Genomic DNA, 19635 nt, shown 5'->3' with positions numbered 1-19635 from the left:
TAAATTTTTTACGATTTAGTCGTCATCACGACGAAAATCACCCTCAATTGTATGAGAAGTGCGTTTTTTGGAGTCTTTAGAGTCGAATGGGTCATCGAAAGGCCTATCGAATGGCTTATTCGATGGCTTCGCGCCAAAAGGGTCAAAGCCTCGGCCCATTGAACCGCCGCGCTTAAACTGTACAACTTGCCAATGCTTAAGTAGCCTCGCCAGCAGCCATTGCCGCAAGCCTGGAATTAAACAGGCAAAGCCAATTGCGTCAGTAATGAAGCCTGGGGTGAGCAGTAGTGCTCCCCCAACCGCTAAAAACAAACCTTCGGCCATTTCTTGAGCGGGAATTCCACCACTTTGCATACGCTGATTGGCCCTGGCCAGCGTCGATGTGCCCTGTTGACGTAATAGAGCCAAGCCGACCATCGCGGTCAATAGCACTAAGCCAATAGTCGGTAAAGCGCCAATACGACCACCAACTTCAATTAACAACCACATCTCAGCGATGGGCATGACGACAAATATTATCAATGCAATGGGCACGGTAGACTCCTCACTCTTGCAAAGACTATGGGGGCTGAAATCACCGAATACAACGTAAGAAGCGTAAATTCCGCCAGGTTCTTGGTATTTAACGGGGAAAGATTGCCGCAAAATCGGTAATATTGCTGGCAATTTCTATTTCAAGTATATGCGCGATTGAGCAACGCTAATGAATGAAGAAGCGGAGAGTTTTGTCTCTCACCGAGAGAAAATTTTTCAAGTTATCTTTCAAATCCCCAAAGGGAAAGTATCCACCTATGGCCAAGTTGCCGAACTAGCTGGATTAGCAAGAGCCGCTAGACTCGTCGGTACGACGCTTAAAAAACTACCTAAAGATAGCAAACTACCTTGGCATCGCGTCATTAACGCGAGCGGTAAAATTTCCTTACCAATGGACGGTGGAGGTAAAAAACAAAAAGCGCGCTTGGAAGCAGAAGGGCTTGCGTTTATCAATGGCAAAATCAATTTAAAAATTTATGGCTGGCAGCCCTAAAAATAACTCAATAGATTTATAACTTCGACTCAAAAACTCCGCGACTGTCATTTTAATAATGCTATAGTGCGGAATTTGAAATTAGGGTTTCATTTTGGCAAACACAAGCGCAACTTGGCTCGGCGATTTTAAATATTATTTTCATCCTCGAATCGTTGCTATTTTTTTCCTTGGTATTGCGCAAGGTTTTCCTTGGGTAATAATCAGTTCTGGACTAACCATCTGGCTCAAGGAGTCGGGAATTGATCGCGCCACGATCGGCTACGCCGGCGCCATTCTTATTGCTTACTCTATAAACTTCCTTTGGGCCCCTATGCTCGACCGTTTCAACCTCGGCCCAATTGGCAAATTGTTTGGTAACCGTCGCGCATGGATTCTTAGCATGCAAACAATCATCGTCCTTGGTTGTTTAATTGCTTCAAACTTCTCCCCTGACATTCACCTACGCGCCTTGATTATCGTTTGCATCGTTGTTGGTTTTGCGGCGGCAACTCAGGATATTGCTATTGATGCATACCGAATTGAAAGCTTTCCCGAATCCGAAAAAAAATATCTTACCGCCGGGTCTTCGATGATAACGGCGGGCTGGTGGATGGGTTATGCGGGAATTGGAGCATTTCCTATTTGGCTGTCAAACCGTCCGGGGTGGGATTGGCCAGACATTTATCCTCTAATGGCAATGCTAATGGTGTTAGTCATGATCCCGACGGTGATGATGAAACCCAGAGTAAAACATCAAAAGCAAGATCCTCATGAAATCGAAAACAAATATTTATTTTTATTTTCCGAACAATCTAGAGCCCGCAGTAATTTATTATTCATTTTAGTAAGCGCGGTTCCACTAGTTGCGCTGTGGTCGATTATTGGATTTCCGGGATTAATCGAAGAAGTAAAAAACTGGTGGGGAATAACTCTGCTCGTCCTGTGTATTGAAACCTGCTTAATCGTAACGATACTCAGATTTCTTTGGACGACACCTGATTCGGGAAACTTTAACCACAGCATCAGCACTGAAAACGATAATTCGTTTGAGAAATTTTTAGCTGCGATGATCGTAACCTTGGTACAACCGCTCAAAGATTTTTTCAAGAAAAATGGCGTTCGTATCGGGCTACTTATTTTGATGTTTATATTTTTGTTTAAAATAGGTGAAGCTTTTCTCGGCAGAATGTCTTTACAGTTTTACCTTGAGATAGGTTTCAGTAAAGATGACATCGCGCTTTACTCAAAATTAACGACCTTATTAGTCACCATTGTATGTTCGCTACTCGGTGGCTATATAAATATGCGCCTCGGTGTCGTGAAAGGCTTATTTATTAGTGGTGTGGCGATGGCTGCGACCAACTTACTATTTTCTGTCATTGCGCAAGTTGGTCCAGATGTAAGGCTATACGCCTTCTTGGTGATTTTTGATGGCTTTGCAGCCGCATGGTCGACCGTGGCGGTTGTCTCTTTAATTTCACTACTCTGTGATCGAAACTTTACCGCGTCTCAATACGCTTTATTAGCGTCGCTAGGAACACTGGGTAGAACTTTATTTGCCAGCACCAGCGGACTTCTGGTGAATTGGCTAAACGGTAACTGGACTTTGTTTTTCGTCATCACGGCACTAATGGTATTCCCAAGCTTATATGTCTTACACAAATTGAAGCCCACTATCGCGGCTCTTGAGTCATCGAATCAAGAAGGGTGATGCGCAACTCCGAAGGCAAGCATGGTTGCGCCGTTACATTTATTGATGCAACTTTGTCGCCTAGAGTGTGTCGGATCAACATACTATCTCGACTATTTATATGAATTTTTGGAATTCAGTTATGCTCAAGTATCTATTCACGATTGTCATTATTACTGCAATCAGTTTTCCTTCCCACGCCAAAACAATACTTATTATTGGCGATAGTATCAGTGCTGGTTACGGCATCGAAATTAAAGATGGTTGGGTGGCTTTGCTCGACGAAAAATTAAACCAACAAGGTGAATTTACTGTTGTTAATGCAAGTGTTAGCGGCGATACAACCGGAATGGGTTTAGCTCGAACGGAATCGCTTTTGTCTCAACATAAGCCTGATATCGTTCTTATTGAACTCGGCGGCAATGATGGCTTACGTGGCTTCCCTATTAAGGTAATAAAAAATAATCTTGAAAAAATTACTCGCTTATCGCTCGCCGCAGAAGCAAAAGTGTTATTGGTGGGAATTCAAATTCCACCTAATTATGGGTCACGTTACACCGAAGAGTTTTTTAACACTTTCCAATTAATTTCTGAATCGCTTAGCGTTCCCTTAGTACCTTTTATTTTGGATGACGTGGCGATAAAACCTGAACTCATGCAAAGCGATGGCATTCACCCCAAAGCCGAAGCACAAAGTATGCTAGTGGACAATATTTGGCCTTATTTAGAACCGCTTCTTTAAGTTAAGATCGAAGATTAATCCCAAGCGCACACGATCAAACCTTGCTTGTTTCACTTAGTGTTATGAGTTTTAACTCAATACTTTTCAGCAACAATTCTAAACTCAATTTGGCAACATCTTCATCGGGGAACTGTTGTGCTAACACATCGCAGATGTGAGCGAATTGTTTCCCCTCTTTAATCTTCTCCAGAAAAGTCCACTGTTGCTCGCTGACAACTTCAAACTGTACATCGAATTCATTACGACGGACTAGATACCGCTGAGGCTGCGTACAGGTTTCTATTGCAAAATCAGCGCTACCCGCCGTGACACCATCCACATAAAACTCCTGTACTTGGCGCCAATATTTTTGCAAATCATAGATGCTTGAAATCAAACGCCAGTCTTGCTTTGCCCGCCAAACAGTTTGCGGCCACTCTTCCGCCGGCAGCACTTGTAAAGACTCCAAGGAATAACTAGGCTCATCTACCTTGCCAAACAAATCGATAAACAGCCATTCCAATTTTACGATATCAACAAGTGCGGGCAGTTTTCTAAACTCTTGATGCTCAAAAAGAAAGGTTGGCAGCTTTTCGCCAATAAAATTTATGGAGCCCGGTTTAGGAGGGTATTCTGATAAATAATCGATCCACAAACTACGATAAACATCATCACCTAAGCTGTGATAGGTTATTGGATAAAGTTGTTTCGATACGTCGACGAGACGACTGTGGTAAGCATTGTTATAAATCGACAAAGCATCGGATTGAGACAAATGTGAATGCGGCAAAAACAAATCGTTAATTGCCGCTTGGTCATCGTCAAAAGAAGTATTTTGCGTTATCCATTGCCAAAACAAGCGCTGTTCATTTTCTGACGCATTCATAACGAACCACTTTTTTCATTTGACCGTCGACTACGCTGTGTTAACTCTTGATTTTGTAGTTCTCGCGCAAGTTGCAGCTCCCTTAGCATTTCTGGAAATTCAGGTATTTTGTCATCGCGCTCTAACAAGGTCGCCACTGGACCAAAGCGTGCGCAAGCGTGCCGATATAAACCCCACACTTCGTCGCGTACGGGATGATCATGAGTATCAATTAGGTGAGTTTCATTGTCCGTATGACCGGCCATGTGAAATTGTTTTATCGCGCGAGGATTAAGCGCGTCAATATATTCCTTAGCATCAAAACCAAGATTAAAACCGCTAACAAAAACATTGTTGATATCGAGCAAAACATGACACTCAGTTTTTTCAACCAAACGATTGATAAACTCCCACTCCGGCATTTCTGATGAGCGAAATTGCAAGTACGTCGTTGGGTTCTCGATGACAATATTGGTTTGCAAAAAATCCTGTATTTCAAGAATCTTCGTTGCGCACAGTGCTAGATTTTCTTGGGTGTAAGAAATGGGTAGTAAGTCGTGAGAGGTAAAACCGTTGATTCCAGTCCAGCACAAATGATCAGAAACCCATTCCGCTTGAATCTCTTCTTTTAGACTTTTTAACTTAGCGAGGTATTCGTAATCGAGAGGCTCGTTTGAGCCAAGATTAAAAGACAAGCCGTGTAATACGATGGGATATTGTTCACGGAGCTTTCTCAGTAATGCGCGGGGTCGGCCACCGGGTTCTAAAAAGTTTTCGGTAATAACTTCGAACCAATCAACCGCTGGCCAATGTTTTAATATGTAGTCGTAATGAACCGACCGCAGCCCAACGCCATACCCAAGCACAGATAAATCCTCGACGGCCAAGTTCGGCGAACCATATCATTTGATGCCGAATCGTTATTTGATTTATACGCCGCAGACTTCCTTCCTAACGGTTAAGACAATGGCTGGCAATATTACAGCTTTTTGATAACAGTTCCGCCAAGCTTTTCACATAATTTTTCTGATAACGCCACTTTACCCGTCGAGATGCCCACATAGCCCTCTCCGCCACAACCATTCTTGCCTGCACAATTTGCATTGCTGTTGCCCTTGCAGGCGCTATAACCGCCACAACTAAACACATCGTCGCAATAAGTCACTTTGATTGCGTCGTCGGACGCGGTGTTCGCTTCGACTGATATTGCTTTAGCCGCGACCTGTGTGCCGCCCAACTTTTCACACAATTGCGCAGAAAACTCGGCTTTACCACTGCTAAAACTAACGAATCCCATGCCACCACAATTGTTCTGACCCGCGCCTACGTCATTTCCGTAGCCCTTGCAGGCACTCTCGCCATGACAACTATGCAAACCTTGGCACAAACTGACTTTAACTGGTGTGCTTGCTGGCTCTGCCGCATCAACTGCTTTGGGAGAAATTGCCGCAGACGAGACCAATAAAGCTGCCGCCGCAGTCGCCAATGAAACACCATCATGTTGTTTTGCCATCTCTCACCTCTTCTATGATCTGGATCGGAATACTTTCCTAGCGGTTGGTATCTGGTCCACCAATATTGGAATAGTCGAATTATCCGACTTACAGACCAAATAGTTCAAGCCAAAAACATACAATGCGGCAATTTGTCGCACCCTAGATCGCTAAAAATAAAGCTCAAACTACTAGGATAAGCTTTCATATACATTTCTTATGTTTTGAATTGCTACCATACGTTGGCAATTGTTAATTGGTTGCACCGGTCTCACAAACAATACTTTTCCCATGTGATTTCAATTTTCGCTCGTTCAGATAGACTCACAGTTTTTGATGCGCAATTAAAAATCACTTCGAATAAAACTATCACAAGGTCGCAAGTGTCAACGATTCCCCATTTATCCGTCATCATACCCACCTTGAACGAGGCCAACACGCTGCCATGTTTACTTCAACAGTTGGACGATCAAGAGGATATCAATCTAGAAATCATTGTTGCGGATGGAGGCTCTTGTGATAACACCACCTCAATCGCTCAACGCTTCCAAAACATTGTCTTCAGCTCCGAACGAGGTCGAGCTAAGCAATTAAATGCTGGTGCTTACAAAGCTAGTTACAATCATTTGCTTTTTTTGCATGCTGATTCTTCAATTGAAGACCCTAAATTCTTGTCAAATGCTTTTCGTTATTTTCAAGAACAGCAAAACCTTGAACATCAAAGCCCCAATCTAGACAAGAAACCCCGCACGCCTCTCGCAGGGCATTTCCCGCTTAAGTTCTCACGCAGTCACAACAATAATGCCAAAGCGTTTCGTTTCATCGAAGAAAAAACTTTATGTAACCGCCCACAGACAATTAACGGCGATCAAGGCTTATTAATCTCAAAGGAATATTTTTATGCACTGGGTGAATACGATGAATCCATGCCTATTTTAGAAGATCAACGTATTGCCAAAAAAATATTTGAAACAGGAAAGTGGGTCGTGTTACCAGGTACTCTTACAACATCTGGGCGACGTTTTGAAAATGAAGGCTTTCATCGGCGGTATATTTTAATGAGCTTAATGATGGGACTTTATTGGACAAATACTCACGAGTTTTTTATTCGAGCGCGAGAAGTATATCCGGAACAAAGTGAAACCAAAAAGCTAAAACTCACACCTTTCTTTAAAGCAATTTGGTTAATGCTTGCTAAAGACTTGGGCTTACGTCGCTCAATTATTCAATGGTATAAGGTCGGCAAGTACGTGAGAGAAAATTCCTGGCAGATGTTCTTTTATGTTGATGTAAGTCGCCGAAACTCTCTTGGCCCAATGCGCTACCCGGCTACAGAATTTCATGATCGCTTTATCAAGCCACTCATTTGCAACGTGATTTTCAACAGCATGACTACAGTATTTGTTTTTTGTTGGTATATGTTGATTCTTGGCCCTGTTTTTTTCATTCTCGACTTATTCATTAAAGACGATTGATCTACACAGCCTCCAAATAACTTACCATCAATTGCAAATTACGCTTGCCGCGAAATTCATTAACATCTAAACGGTAAGCGAATTTGACTCGCTTCGCATTTGGATTTGGCCATTCAGATAGATCGACATTAAAGGCTATCGCGTCAAAAATTATCTGGCTTTTTTCTTTGGTGCTGACAATCATCTTTAAATGCTTCTCGCCGACCAAACGCTGCTGAATAACATAAAACTCACCATCAAATAGTGGTTCCGGAAAGTGTTGCCCCCATGGACCAGCGTCGCGCAATGTTTGCGCCAAGGTCATAGATAATTCATCCTCTGCCAGTTCGCCATCGCTCAGGATTTGCGCCTCCAAATCTTGTTCTCGCAGTCGATCATGAACAACTTGATCAAAGGCTACTTTAAACTCTTCTAATTTATTTTTTTCTAAAGACAAACCCGCCGCCATGGCGTGGCCGCCAAATTTTTTCAGCAAGCCGGAATTTCCTGTCGCGACATCATCAAGGGCATCGCGAATATGCAGCCCTTCAATAGAGCGGGCGGACCCTTTTATTTCGCCGCTGTCGGCATCCGCAAAAGCGATCACCGGGCGATGCACTCTATCTTTTATTCTCGACGCTAAAATTCCAATGACACCCTGATGCCAATTCGAATCGTAAAGACACAAACCCCAAGGTAATTCAGATTCATCATCGAGTTGTAAATCATTTAATGACTTGATGGCTTCATCTTGCATACCGCTTTCGATCGCTTTGCGATCTCGATTTAAATCATCCAACTCCAAAGCCATTTCTTTTGCCAAGTTTGCGCTGTCACACAACAAACACTGAATACCAAGGGAGATATCATCGAGACGCCCTGCTGCATTTAAACGCGGACCAACAACGAAGCCCAAATCCGAGGCGACGATGTTTGAAAAACGTCGACCCGCAATATCTAACAAGGCCATGATTCCAACTCGTCCTTTTCCCGAACGAATTCGTTGCAGGCCTTGTTGCACTAAAACGCGGTTATTAAAATCTAGCGGGACGACGTCGGCAACCGTTCCCACCGCTACCAAATCTAAATAATCCCCCAAATTAGGTTCACGAATATTATTGTCTTTAAACCAGTTTATTTCTCTTAGCGCAGCTCGCAAACTCACCATCACATAAAAAATTACGCCGACGCCAGCGAGATTTTTACTTGGAAAAGAACAATTGCCCTGATTGGGGTTTATGATTGCATCGGCTGCTGGAAGCACATCACCAGGAAGGTGATGATCGGTCACGATAACCTTTATGCCGCGCCGTTGAGCTTCGGCAACTCCCTCAATACTTGAAATCCCGTTATCAACCGTAATTAGAAGATCAGGTTTTCCACCTGCGGCAACAGCAACTATTTCTGGCGTCAAACCATAACCATAGTCAAATCGATTGGGCACTAGATAATCGACAGTTTGCAAACCCATTTCCCGCAACACCAACACCGATAACGCACAGCTAGTTGCGCCATCAGCATCAAAATCACCTACGATAAGAACACGCTGCTGCTGAGTCACTGCCTCCAGCAATAAAGTAATCGCCGCATCCAAACCTTTAAGGCTATCTGGCTTTAATAAATATTCGAGACGCATCTCGATCTCATTGTCGGAATACACTTCCCTGGCAACAAGGATACGCTCTAAGACAGGGGCTAAGGGTTTAGTAAATTTAGCTTTTGAGGAATCAAAGGTTCGGCGTTGAATAATTTTCTTGGTTGAAAATGACATGGGCTCACTGGTCGACACTAGTCGAATATGCGATACATTTTAAGAAATAAAAATCGGCATTGCTGTTATTAAAATAAAGTTCAATGTGAACGCGTAAATTTCACAGAAAAATTACAGCAGAATTTTAGTTGGATTTAACCGGCTATTTCTATCAAGAAATAATCGTCATACATAAGCTCTTCAATCAATTTATCCATAACGATAGTAAGTGCCGCCCCAATACCTTCTGATTGAGACGAACTTGCTTTACTGAACAAAGTGTTTTCCCATAGTTTTTTATTGTTGTTGGTATTAAATAAAGCGATTTTTAATCTCACTGTTAATTCAAATTTAGATTCAATTCCCTCGCCTTTTACATTACCTTTCACTTCGACGATTTCCCCTAGTAATCTGAGCGTCTCACCAGACTCTACTAGTTTCGCATTGCCTTTTTCGAATGCTTGTACAAATGCGTCTTGGAAAATACTGGCTAGCGCATGCTGCGCTTTATAGCGCTCAACATTATCACCATTTAGTATTTCGGTAATAAGGTCCGCCCCTTGGCCTCGTTGATCAGTGAAATTTTCAATTTTTAAACTGCCACGGCTAGACGTGCTGAAATCCACGCCATGGTTTTTCGTATAGTTATAGTCGATCGTTACAGCATCGCCTGCCACACAAGAAATCGAAAACAAAACGAAGGTGGTCGCTAACAAAAATTTACACATCAAGAGAGTTCTCATAAAAATTTCACGCTTAAAAGCAAAGTAAAAGTACGACGCAGGATAATAACATCCATCGGCCCATTATCGCTAACCACAGTAAGCAAGTTCGCTGTGCAAACTCTGTACTTAAACCGCACAACGGGATAGACTCGGCCTCGCCGGACATAGACAATAATTAGCAACCTATATCTCGATCGACTCTACCGCTTATTAATAATATTCGCTTCTATGAACCCGGTGCGTTGCGAACACAGACGATAAATCCAAAAAAGATAAAGCTAACAAAGTGACATGCGCGAGATGGAGTTTCTTCAACTTTTAGCATTTGAAACTTATGTTGGTAAAAGCAAGCTCTACCCTCCGAGGAGAAGTTAAGAATGAAGACTAAACACACCCTAGGTGTCCCACCGGGACAGTCTGGCTCATCCAGATTATTCCGTTGGATGCCATTAACGATTGGCGTTCTGATTGGGACTATTAGCTGTACCGTCCAGGAATCTGGCGCTGCTGACCAAACCAGCGACGCCCATGCAAATCACGCTAGTGGCGAATCAGTTGAGTGGACACATTTGGGGGGTGATGCCGATCACGCTCGCTACTCCCCTGCTGACAAAATTACCGCAGAAAACTTTAGCGAAATCGAAACCGCTTGGGTTTGGGATGGTGCGAGCTTCAATGCGCGAAGCGGTCGATCCACCCCCAGCTATATTGATGGAATGCTTTATACCGTAGCCGGTGAACGACGCCATGTGGTCGCTATCGACCCTGCAAGCGGCGAAACAGTTTGGTCTTACCGTGAACCCACGACCCAGCGCTACAAATACTCTATGCGCAAGGATTACGGTAAAGGTGTTGCTTACGGCAAGGTAAATGGACGTGGTGTTATTTACATCATCAGTCCTGGATTCTTCCTGACTGCGCTAGATGCAAAAACCGGAGCTCCGCTGGAAAATTTTGGTGAGCCTGTCCCCATTGATGGATTCCCTAAAACTGGCGTCATCGATTTATTAAAAGATCTGGGCCATGAGTATGACCCCTATGAAGGTCTTCCTTTAGAAAAAGGTTATATCACTTCATCTTCTCCTCCGATTGTTGTCAATGACGTGATAGTTGTCGGCAACTCAGCGGAACAAGGCTACAACCAGTCTCGAATTGAGAATATCCCTGGCGACATCCTTGGCTATGACGCAAAAACTGGGAAATTCCTCTGGAAATTCAATGTACTTCCTGGACCTGGTGAGTTTGGCCATGAAACGTGGGAAAACGATGCCTGGAAGTGGACTGGTGATATTTCCTCATGGGCGCCGCTTTCGGCTGATGCTGAACGAGGTATCGTCTACATCCCAACCAACGGCGCAACTGTCGATTTTTACGGCGGTTTCCGACCTGGCGACAATCTCTTTAGCACTAGCTTAATCGCCTTGGATGTTAAAACCGGTAAGCGTGTATGGCACTCCCAGTTAGTCCATCACGATATCTGGAACTACGACATTCCAACGGCTCCAGTTTTGTTAGACGTTACCCAAGACGGCAAGAAAATCCCCGCCGTTGTTCAGGTAACCAAACAGGCCTTTGCTTATGCCTTTAACCGAGAAACTGGTGAGCCGCTCTGGCCATTTGAAGAGAAGCCTGTTCCTGCGTCTAAGGTACCAGGAGAGAAGCTGGCAAAAACTCAGCCCTTTCCCACCAAACCAGCGGCCTACGACATGCAGGGTTTGACCCATGACGATTTAGTTGATTACACGCCCGAGTTGCGTGCGCAAGCTATTGAAGCAATCTCTGACTATGAAATTGGCCCACTCTTTACCCCGCCCTTACATCGCGACAACGATATGGGTAAAAAAGGCTCTTTGTGGTGTCCAGGTGATGTCGGTGGAGTAAACATTGATGGCCCCGCTGCTGCAGACCCAGAGACCGGTATTTTGTATGTCACATCTCGCAAAGGCTGCACCTCACGCATAATTGCCCCCGGTGAAGAGCGCGATGCGATCCTGAAAAACACTACAGGTAGTACGATTTCTCAATACGCTGTATTGCGTGGTCAAGGTGTTCGGGGTCCCGCTGGCTTGCCTCTGTTCAAGCCTCCTTATAGCCGAATCACTGCGATTGACATGAACACTGGTGAGCACCTTTGGTACATTCCGGTGGGAGAGACCCCTGATCGCATTAAAAACAACCCAGCTGTTAAGGGTGTTGATGTTGGCGATACTGGAACTGGTCGCGTTGCGCCAATGACTGTTACCAAGAATTTGTTGATCTATGCGGGTGACGCCTCAGACGGCAGCCCACATTTGTTCGCTATCGACAAAAAGACCGGCAAACAACTTGGCAAAGTACCCGTCCCTGCGGGCAGTCGCTACGGCATGATGACTTATGTGCATGACGGTCGACAGTATGTAATGCTGCAAACCGGTGGCAAACTTACCGCCGTAGCAATACCAGATCCAAATGCTGCTGAGGAATCTGGAGGCCACTAAAACGCCAAATTCGAATACTCCTTGATACCAAAACCGCATGCCTCAAAAGAGACATGCGGTTTTTTTATTCCCGATTAAATGAATTAGCTCTTCTTCACGGTTAAGCTAACCAACAGACTAGTGTTTAAATCACTAACAACAGCGTAATGATTACTTTTCCCTACTTCACCTTTCTTGTCTCTTGAGATTTGTTGTTTAAAGTCGACTTGTGGTTTACTTTAGCGCGCCTAAATAGCCACCCCCTATCCATTTAGATTGTTCAGCCCAGGTTCAGCTTGAGAGGCTAGAATTGATATCGAGGTGAAATAGCTAGAATTAGGTAGATACAGTAGATTTTGGAGTTGTAATTTATGAAGAAAGAAGTCGTTAAATTGACGTCAGCAGCGTTACTGGTTTTTGCAGCCAGCGCGCCAGAGGTTTTATATGCTGAAACCAAAAGCTTGAAAGATGGGGTCTACACTGCTGAACAGGCAGAAAGTGGCAAAGCTGTGTATCAGCAATTTTGTTCTGCCTGTCACGTTCCTGCATTTTACCAAGACAAGTTAAATGTCTGGAAAAACCAGCCCTTGAGCGGACTTTATGACAGCATTGTCACAAGCATGCCTGGCGATAATCCTGGGGCTTTGCTACTCCAAGAATATACTGATGTACTCGCTTATATTTTTTCCACACTAAACTATCCAAGCGGCGAAACTGCTCTCAACCATGAAGATGGCTCAATGGAAAGCATAATTATTGCTGACTAATGTAGGCATAAAATTCTTGTGTTTATTTTTAATCAAGACTAAAAAAATAAACAACCGGCATAAAAAAACCCGCTCAACTGAGCGGGTTTTTTATTATAAATATAAAACAAATTATAGTTTATCAGCTGGCCATGAAGCGCCGGAATTTTCACTAGTAACAGGCTTTAAACCTTGGTAATCAAATTTCTGTAAACGACGACCGTTATAAGTTTCTGTCGTGTAAACATTACCTTTCGAGTCTGTGGCAATACTATGAACCGCGAAAAACAGACCAGGTTGTCTGCCACCATCACCAAAGGTGGTTAATATTTCTAAGGTTTTACGCTCTAAAATATGAACCCGATGGTTTTGTCCGTCAGCAACATAAATGTATTTTTGCTCAGCATCTTTTGAAAACGCGATATCCCATACAGAACCCTGAACCAATGTTTCGGGAAGGATTTGTTTTTCAGTTACGAAGGTTCCATCTGGCTTAAATACTTGGATGCGGTCAGCACCACGATCACAAACATAAATCAGGCCATCTTTTGAAGGTTCAGCACAATGTACCGGACCACGGAACTGCTGAGGTAGCGCTTCGCCTGGAGTGTAAGTTACGCGATCATCACTTGGCGTATTACCGTAAGCACCCCAGTAACGCTTAAATTCTCCAGTATTGGAATCAACAACGGCAACGCGCTTGTTTCCGTAACCGTCCGCAACGTAAGCTTCGTTCGCTTTTGGGTCGATAGCAATTTCAGCCACTTGCGAAAAGTGCTCTTTACTATTGCTGTCTTTGCTTTCCCCTGCTTTGCCAATCTCTTTCAGGAATTTACCGTCGCGAGAGAAAACCAACATATGAGAGTCACCGCTACCGTTGCCACCAATCCAGATATCACCATTGGGTGCGACTTCGATACCGTGGTTAGACGCTGGCCAAGTATAGCCTTCACCTGGACCACCCCAGGCATTAACTAGATTTCCCGCAGGGTCAAACTCCAAAATTGGCGGTGCTGGCGCGCAACATTCGCTACCACCTAGTTTTAAACCGATTTCACGTCGATCGAGGAAAATATTGTCTTGATCGCGATGAACGATGAATACGTGATCACGAGCATCTACAGCAACACCAATAGTGTTACCAAGGATCCAATGATTTGGCAGTGGCTTCGGCCAAAATGGGTCAACCTGAAAAGACGGCGCTACTTTAGCCTCACCTTCAGCAGCAACGGCTTGTTGGTCTAGAATGGCTTCGCAAGCGCCAAGAACAACTAATGTGGAAACGAAAGAGATACCAAGAATTGATTTGAGATTTACTGTCATTATTTTCCCCTTTTAAACAAGGATTTTATTGCCCGTGCTTTAATTTATATAGCTTTGATTATGATTGAGCTGGGCGAAGTATACTCACTTCATATCCGGCAGTATACTGATACGCTCTAGGCAAATTGGTCCACAACACTCGCTCTATGACTTAAAACATTACTCGCTAATTGCACAGACAATAACTAATAACATTAAGGCAAATTGCATTTTTAGACCTAAAAAACAGACCAAAATTGACCAATGATTCCTGTTTTGAATTTTCTTCCACTCACAATTAAACCGGTGTAATACTCGTGCTCACTGCTATTAAAAACAAATCTTTACTATTTTTATCGCTGCTCTTCTTAGTCTCTTTCTGCTCCGTTACCAATGCCCACGATATCCCTTCAAAAGTCACACTTTTTGTCTACGTAAAACCCGAAGGCAACCAGCTTAAAGCTATGGTACGCGTACCAATGGAAGCCCTAAGCGAAATTAGTTTCCCGCTCAAAGGACCAGGGTATTTAGATTTCTCAAAAGTTGATGCCGCGATGCACGACGCCGCGGAAGTCTATATCAAGGAATCTATTCACCTATATGAAGGTGAAAATTTGCTGACGGGAAAGCATATCGAAGCTGTAAGAATTGATTTACCTTCAAACCGCTCATTCACGCAATACGACTCGGCAATCGAGAACATTCTCAGCCCGCCGCTTCCAGCCAATACCGAGCTGTATTGGGCTCAAGGTGTGATGGATGTATTGGTGACTTACCCGATCACATCGGAAGATTCCAAGTTTTCAATACAATCGGACTTAGGCCAGCTCGGTGTTGAGACGAATACAGTGCTGCGTTTTATTTTACCGAGCGGCTCAGAAAGAGTGTTTAATTATTTTGGTGATCCGGGTTTGGTTTCTTTAAACCCAGGCTTCTTCCAAGCGATTTTTCGATTTATTGAACTTGGTTTTTTTCATATTTTGGACGGACTGGATCATTTATTATTCTTGTTCTGCCTGGTCATTCCGTTACGAAATCTAAAATCACTAATTCCCGTTGTTACTTCATTTACTATCGCCCATTCGATTACATTAATTTCTTCAGCCTTTGGCATTGCACCCAATGCATTATGGTTCCCGCCTTTGATCGAAACACTCATTGCACTTTCCATCGTGTACATGGCCTGTGAAAACATTCTTGGTGCCGACCTTAGCAAACGCTGGATGATTACCTTTGGTTTTGGTTTAGTTCACGGCTTTGGATTTTCTTTTGTCTTGGCTGATTCGATGCAATTCGCGGGGTCTCATTTATTTACCTCGCTTTTAGCATTTAATGTCGGCGTGGAATTAGGTCAGCTGCTAGTGCTAATTATAGTCATACCGATCCTAATGGGCTTTTTTAAGTTACGCATCCCAGAAAGGGTTGGCGTCATTTTGCTATCGTCGTTCGTCGTTCACAGCGCCTGGCATTGGATGTCTGAACGTAGCGAGCAACTTTTCCAATACGAGTTTTCATCGCCAAGCCTAGGCTACGGCTTTTTCGCGGCGTTAACTCGCTGGCTTATCTTGATACTTATTTCAGTGGGTATTTTGTGGCTGCTGTCAGAGATATTTAAGCGCTTTAAGCTAACAGCGAATAGCGGTAAATAAAAACGAGGCTGTTCATTTTCCAAGACAAAAAAAAACGCGGATATCTGATCCGCGTTTTTTGTATGACCTATCTTAAATTTATTTACTCTTTAGGCTCATACCGACGCAACATTCTTTGCGCGACTTCGGCACCATAAACATTGCCGTCGTCATCAGCTGTCACACCTTCGGCAACACTCGTACCGCGAGCGGCGCCGGAATTTGGATCAGGAATAAAACTTGTTAAGAAACCCGTTTTAGCACTACCGATACGAATTCCGCGATACCAACCTGGATTTCTACGAGCACCGGTATTCGATTCAGAGTCCGCCGAATACAGAACATCATTTTTATCGATATACAAACCGCTAGGACGGCCAAACTGAGTCCACGTATCAAGATGCTTTCCGTCTTGATCGAATATCTGTAAACGACTATTGGAGCGATCAGCAACAAAAAGCCGTCCTTCCGAATCCATTGCCAAAGCGTGAGGGACTCGTATTTCACCATCTTCCGAACCAGTGCCGCCAAACTCCAAGAGATATTCGCCTTTGCTGTTGTATTTCACGATTCGATTATTACCCGTCGCAGAGTGACCATCAGCAATAAAAATATCACCATTAGGTGCAACTAAAACATCGCAAGGTGCATCGAAAATGTACTTGTCTTTTCCAGCGACACCGGCTGTACCTATGCTCATTAATAGCTCGCCATCAGGACTGAACTTATGAACTTGATGGCCTTTTTTACGCTCTGCATCGCCACGAGCATCAGCGATCCAAACATTGCCATCGGGGTCTACGTGAATACCGTGTGGCCAAACGATCAAACCCTTACCAAACGTTTTTAGGATTTTTCCAGACTTTGTATCGATCAGCATAATTGGATCGATATCTGGCGTATTTAAACAATTACTATTGTCTCCGCAGCGTTCTGCGGCCCACACTTTATCGTCGCCTGCGTAGTAAACCGTACTAGTAGCTCCCCATTTTCGCCCATCTGGCAATTCCGCCCAAACACCGGGCACCGTGTTGTAAGGATTGGGCGTGTGATTTGGGTTTTCGAGCTGCGCGTTCGCATTTAAGGAAATAAAAAAAGACAGGGGCAAAAGTGCCAAGTGCTTTATGTATTTAGTTCGTCGCATAGGTAAAGATGAATTCATAGGTTTCCTCCGAGGTCTATCGCTTTTTGATTGGAATTTTATTAGGTACTGAGAAGCGTTCTTATTGTTATTAACTGAGCGGTCAGACTCTACTGGATCTCCAAGTAAAAGTCTCTATTAAAGCCATTATCAGCGCGCTAATAATTCCAAAATCACCTATAAAATTAGGGGATTACAAAGGTTTACGTAGGTACAGGATTGATATTGTGAATCTGAGGCATATAATCCCTTGCATCGTTGAGAGAACTAACTTTTTCGACTTGGCTCTTAAATTCGTTTTTTACTGGCTAAAAGATCAAATTTAACTAATAAAACTACGAATTTAGGTAAAACTGAGCAGTTTAAGAAAGCAAAATATAAATAAATTTCAAGACGTTAACTGACTTTAATCACAATGTTTCTACTTTAATGTCGATTTTCATGGGGCTTCTTTTAACGGGCTAAGCCAAAGATCGACAGTAGCTGTAAGCGACGATTAAGTCAGTAGCAAATGAAAAAGCTATTATACTAACTACAATATGCGACCCATCCTTAGTGGAGGAACTCTGTTATGAAAAGTAAAGCCTTGATCAATAAAGCGCTTTCGAGCTTGCTGCTGCCGGCATCGCTTGCTATTGCGGTATCTGCTAATGCAGAAACGACAAAAGTAAGAGATTTTGGTCTTATCGATCACCAGGGTGTTCAACACCAACTGACTCGCCTTGGCCATCAAAAAGCCTTGGTTATCATTTCTCAAGCAACTAATTGCGAAGAGAATATTGAGTCTCTTCCAAAGTACAAATTGATGCGTACCACTTGGGAGCCGATGGGCGTTAAGTTTCTAATGTTGAACTCTTCTCCAGAGGACAATCTAGAATCGATCAGAAAACAAGCCGCTGTTTATGATATCGATTTCCCAATTATGTATGACGATGCTCAACTCGCTGCCGAAACATTAAATGTTAGCAAGGCCGGTGAGATCTTAGTTATCGACCCAAAGACTTTGCAATTAGTTTATCGCGGACCGCTAGATAAGGCGGCGCCTCGTTTCCGTCCCGGAGAAGAAGCTCCTAAGCCTGTTTCTCGCCCTATCAATGAATCATTGGCGAAAATGGTTGCTGGCGAAAAAGTTGAATCAACTTCTGCTCCACTTAAAAGCGGTTGCGACATTAAGTTTCCAACCCAAGAAATGCACGCGAAAGCAGCACCTGATTATGCGAAAGATATCGCGCCAATCTTGAAAGAAAATTGCGCGACTTGTCACGTTGAAGGTGGTATCGGACCATTCCCAATGAATAGCTATGAAATGGTTAGCGGTTGGGCACCGATGATTCGTGAAGTCGTTATGACCAAGCGTATGCCTCCAGCGCAGGTTGACCCAAGCATCAACCATTTTGATAACGCTAATTATCTAGAAATTGAAGATCAGCAAGCTCTAATTCACTGGATAGATGCGAAAACGCCTCGCGGAACAAGCAAGGTTGATCCGCTGCAAGCCGTGGCACCTCTTGAGCAAGAGTGGCAGTTAGGCGAGCCTGACATGATTGTCGAAGTTCCTGCATTTGAAGTTCCGGCTTCAGGCGTTCTCGATTACTTCAACAACGTCGTGAATCTCGATTTCCCAGAAGATAAATATGTTAAAGCAATTCAATTTATCCCTGGTGACAAACGTGTTCTTCACCACTTGTTGTCCTATATCGTTTCGCCAGAACAAAGCGAAGCCAATGAAGTGCTAGACGAAGAAAACATTCGTGACTTTTTAGAAGGCTATGCGCCAGGTAAAACTGATGCGACAGTCTTCCCAGAAAACACTGGTGTATTTATTCCTAAAGGCTACAACTTATCAATGCAAATGCACTACACCACTTTTGGTAAGGCGGTTGTTGATAAAACTCGTGTTGGACTTTACTTTCACGATAAGAAGCCTGAATACAAGTTCTTAACTAAACCTGTATCTTTTGGTGGCACCAACCTAGTGTTGCGTCCAAACGAAGCTGATCACGCAATGAATTCTCATTTTGTGTTTGATCACGACACAATGCTTTACGCATTGCGACCACACATGCATTACCGTGGTAAGTCGTTCAAGTTTAGCGTTATCTACCCTGACGGAACACGCGAAGTTCTCATGAATGTACCGAACTACAATTTCGCATGGCAGCCTACTTACCGTCTGAGTGAACCTAAACTATTACCTGCTGGCTCTCGTGTAATTACCGATGCGGTATTTGATAACAGCGAATATAATCCAGGTAATCCAGATCCAAGTACTGTAGTGAAAGGTGGCGCACAAAGCTGGGACGAGATGTTTATTGGTTACTTCACTTATACAAATCTTGAAGACAAAACCAAATCTCCAACCCGAGCAGCACCTCGACGAGTTTCACAAAATTAATTACTGAAGTTCTGTCTGATCAAAGGCGACCCATTTGGGTCGCCTTTTTTGTTGCATAAACTATTGAAGTAATTTGCCCATAACACATTAACTTCACAACCAATTAAACAAGAACATCAGCGATTTAAAGCTGAAAGGTTTGAATGAATGTAGTGAAGTTTGTATTATGCAAAACGCGTAATTTTTCGGCTAAGCCTCGTTAACGGCGAGTCAGACCATAGATATCAGCGCATTCAATAATAATTACAAAGGAATCTTTC

At 43.5% G+C, this 19635-nt stretch carries 16 protein-coding genes; 8 read left to right on the top strand and 8 right to left on the bottom strand.

Annotated elements, in window-relative coordinates; translation table 11 throughout:
- Window positions 1–15: 15 nt before the first annotated feature.
- Complete coding sequence (locus tag ACYUCY_RS12080) at window positions 16–504, bottom strand: FxsA family protein (RefSeq protein ID WP_460227079.1); 489 nt, start codon at window positions 502–504, stop codon at window positions 16–18.
- 199 nt (window positions 505–703) lie between these two features.
- Here ACYUCY_RS12080 and ACYUCY_RS12075 point away from each other — a divergent pair, with 199 nt between their 5' ends.
- The 3 genes from ACYUCY_RS12075 (at window position 704) to ACYUCY_RS12065 (ending at window position 3441) form a co-directional block, all read left to right on the top strand.
- Window positions 704–1027: an MGMT family protein gene (locus ACYUCY_RS12075; RefSeq protein ID WP_460226756.1), complete on the top strand. Its 324-nt coding sequence runs from the start codon at window positions 704–706 to the stop codon at window positions 1025–1027.
- Between the two features lie 94 nt (window positions 1028–1121).
- Window positions 1122–2720 (top strand): AmpG family muropeptide MFS transporter, encoded by a 1599-nt coding sequence (locus tag ACYUCY_RS12070; protein WP_460226755.1) that lies wholly within the window; start codon window positions 1122–1124, stop codon window positions 2718–2720.
- Between the two features lie 121 nt (window positions 2721–2841).
- Window positions 2842–3441 carry an arylesterase gene (locus tag ACYUCY_RS12065; RefSeq protein WP_460226754.1) on the top strand — a complete coding sequence of 200 codons (600 nt, stop codon included), beginning with the start codon at window positions 2842–2844 and terminating at the stop codon, window positions 3439–3441.
- 34 nt (window positions 3442–3475) lie between these two features.
- On the opposite strand, the gene ACYUCY_RS12060 is transcribed toward ACYUCY_RS12065, so the two are convergent.
- The 3 genes from ACYUCY_RS12060 to ACYUCY_RS12050 all read right to left on the bottom strand — a co-directional run bounded on the left by ACYUCY_RS12060 (window position 3476) and on the right by ACYUCY_RS12050 (window position 5798).
- Complete coding sequence (locus tag ACYUCY_RS12060; protein ID WP_460226753.1) at window positions 3476–4306, bottom strand: HvfC/BufC family peptide modification chaperone; 831 nt, start codon at window positions 4304–4306, stop codon at window positions 3476–3478.
- A complete protein-coding gene (gene bufB / locus ACYUCY_RS12055; RefSeq protein WP_460226752.1) occupies window positions 4303–5151 on the bottom strand; it encodes an MNIO family bufferin maturase in 849 nt (282 codons plus the stop codon). Before bufB ends, ACYUCY_RS12060 begins: the two co-directional genes overlap by 4 nt.
- Window positions 5152–5264: 113 nt before the next feature.
- Window positions 5265–5798: a hypothetical protein gene (locus ACYUCY_RS12050; protein ID WP_460226751.1), complete on the bottom strand. Its 534-nt coding sequence runs from the start codon at window positions 5796–5798 to the stop codon at window positions 5265–5267.
- A gap of 363 nt (window positions 5799–6161) precedes the next feature.
- Between ACYUCY_RS12050 and ACYUCY_RS12045 the strand changes: the two genes are divergently transcribed.
- Window positions 6162–7253, top strand: a complete 1092-nt coding sequence (locus tag ACYUCY_RS12045; protein ID WP_460226750.1) for a glycosyltransferase — start codon at window positions 6162–6164, stop codon at window positions 7251–7253.
- A gap of 1 nt (window position 7254) precedes the next feature.
- On the opposite strand, the gene recJ is transcribed toward ACYUCY_RS12045, so the two are convergent.
- Both recJ and ACYUCY_RS12035 read right to left on the bottom strand, forming a co-directional pair.
- Window positions 7255–9003 (bottom strand): single-stranded-DNA-specific exonuclease RecJ, encoded by a 1749-nt coding sequence (gene recJ, locus ACYUCY_RS12040; protein ID WP_460226749.1) that lies wholly within the window; start codon window positions 9001–9003, stop codon window positions 7255–7257.
- Window positions 9004–9137: 134 nt separating this feature from the next.
- Window positions 9138–9725 carry a hypothetical protein gene (locus tag ACYUCY_RS12035; protein ID WP_460226748.1) on the bottom strand — a complete coding sequence of 196 codons (588 nt, stop codon included), beginning with the start codon at window positions 9723–9725 and terminating at the stop codon, window positions 9138–9140.
- A 359-nt stretch (window positions 9726–10084) separates the two neighbouring features.
- Here ACYUCY_RS12035 and ACYUCY_RS12030 point away from each other — a divergent pair, with 359 nt between their 5' ends.
- Window positions 10085–12184 carry an outer membrane protein assembly factor BamB family protein gene (locus tag ACYUCY_RS12030; RefSeq protein ID WP_460226747.1) on the top strand — a complete coding sequence of 700 codons (2100 nt, stop codon included), beginning with the start codon at window positions 10085–10087 and terminating at the stop codon, window positions 12182–12184.
- A gap of 350 nt (window positions 12185–12534) precedes the next feature.
- Window positions 12535–12930, top strand: coding sequence for a hypothetical protein (locus tag ACYUCY_RS12025; protein WP_460226746.1), 396 nt, complete (start codon window positions 12535–12537; stop codon window positions 12928–12930).
- Between the two features lie 111 nt (window positions 12931–13041).
- Here ACYUCY_RS12025 and ACYUCY_RS12020 read toward each other — a convergent pair whose 3' ends face one another.
- A complete protein-coding gene (locus ACYUCY_RS12020) occupies window positions 13042–14232 on the bottom strand; it encodes an NHL repeat-containing protein (protein WP_460226745.1) in 1191 nt (396 codons plus the stop codon).
- 296 nt (window positions 14233–14528) lie between these two features.
- On the opposite strand from ACYUCY_RS12020, the gene ACYUCY_RS12015 reads away from it, so the two are divergent.
- Window positions 14529–15860 carry a HupE/UreJ family protein gene (locus ACYUCY_RS12015; RefSeq protein WP_460226744.1) on the top strand — a complete coding sequence of 444 codons (1332 nt, stop codon included), beginning with the start codon at window positions 14529–14531 and terminating at the stop codon, window positions 15858–15860.
- Between the two features lie 82 nt (window positions 15861–15942).
- Here the strand turns inward: ACYUCY_RS12015 and ACYUCY_RS12010 are convergent, their stop codons facing one another.
- Window positions 15943–17001 (bottom strand): peptidyl-alpha-hydroxyglycine alpha-amidating lyase family protein, encoded by a 1059-nt coding sequence (locus ACYUCY_RS12010; RefSeq protein WP_460226743.1) that lies wholly within the window; start codon window positions 16999–17001, stop codon window positions 15943–15945.
- 550 nt (window positions 17002–17551) lie between these two features.
- Here ACYUCY_RS12010 and ACYUCY_RS12005 point away from each other — a divergent pair.
- Window positions 17552–19375 carry a thioredoxin domain-containing protein gene (locus ACYUCY_RS12005; protein ID WP_460226742.1) on the top strand — a complete coding sequence of 608 codons (1824 nt, stop codon included), beginning with the start codon at window positions 17552–17554 and terminating at the stop codon, window positions 19373–19375.
- Window positions 19376–19635 lie beyond the last annotated feature (260 nt).

The sequence above is a fragment of the Aurantivibrio infirmus genome (assembly GCF_054767315.1).
The sequence above is the reverse complement of the archived record's forward strand: the minus strand, read 5'-3'. Positions and strand labels throughout refer to the sequence as shown.

Bases quoted from the DNA above. Each gene is read 5' to 3' on its own strand.
- ACYUCY_RS12020 (WP_460226745.1), bottom strand. From the start codon at position 14,232: ATGACAGTAAATCTCAAATCAATTCTTGGTATCTCTTTCGTTTCCACA.
- ACYUCY_RS12080 (WP_460227079.1), bottom strand. From the start codon at position 504: ATGCCCATCGCTGAGATGTGGTTGTTAATTGAAGTTGGTGGTCGTATT.
- ACYUCY_RS12030 (WP_460226747.1), top strand. From the start codon at position 10,085: ATGAAGACTAAACACACCCTAGGTGTCCCACCGGGACAGTCTGGCTCA.
- ACYUCY_RS12005 (WP_460226742.1), top strand. From the start codon at position 17,552: ATGAAAAGTAAAGCCTTGATCAATAAAGCGCTTTCGAGCTTGCTGCTG.
- ACYUCY_RS12075 (WP_460226756.1), top strand. From the start codon at position 704: ATGAATGAAGAAGCGGAGAGTTTTGTCTCTCACCGAGAGAAAATTTTT.
- ACYUCY_RS12050 (WP_460226751.1), bottom strand. From the start codon at position 5,798: ATGGCAAAACAACATGATGGTGTTTCATTGGCGACTGCGGCGGCAGCT.
- ACYUCY_RS12025 (WP_460226746.1), top strand. From the start codon at position 12,535: ATGAAGAAAGAAGTCGTTAAATTGACGTCAGCAGCGTTACTGGTTTTT.
- ACYUCY_RS12060 (WP_460226753.1), bottom strand. From the start codon at position 4,306: ATGAATGCGTCAGAAAATGAACAGCGCTTGTTTTGGCAATGGATAACG.
- ACYUCY_RS12010 (WP_460226743.1), bottom strand. From the start codon at position 17,001: ATGAATTCATCTTTACCTATGCGACGAACTAAATACATAAAGCACTTG.
- ACYUCY_RS12035 (WP_460226748.1), bottom strand. From the start codon at position 9,725: ATGAGAACTCTCTTGATGTGTAAATTTTTGTTAGCGACCACCTTCGTT.
- ACYUCY_RS12065 (WP_460226754.1), top strand. From the start codon at position 2,842: ATGCTCAAGTATCTATTCACGATTGTCATTATTACTGCAATCAGTTTT.
- recJ (WP_460226749.1), bottom strand. From the start codon at position 9,003: ATGTCATTTTCAACCAAGAAAATTATTCAACGCCGAACCTTTGATTCC.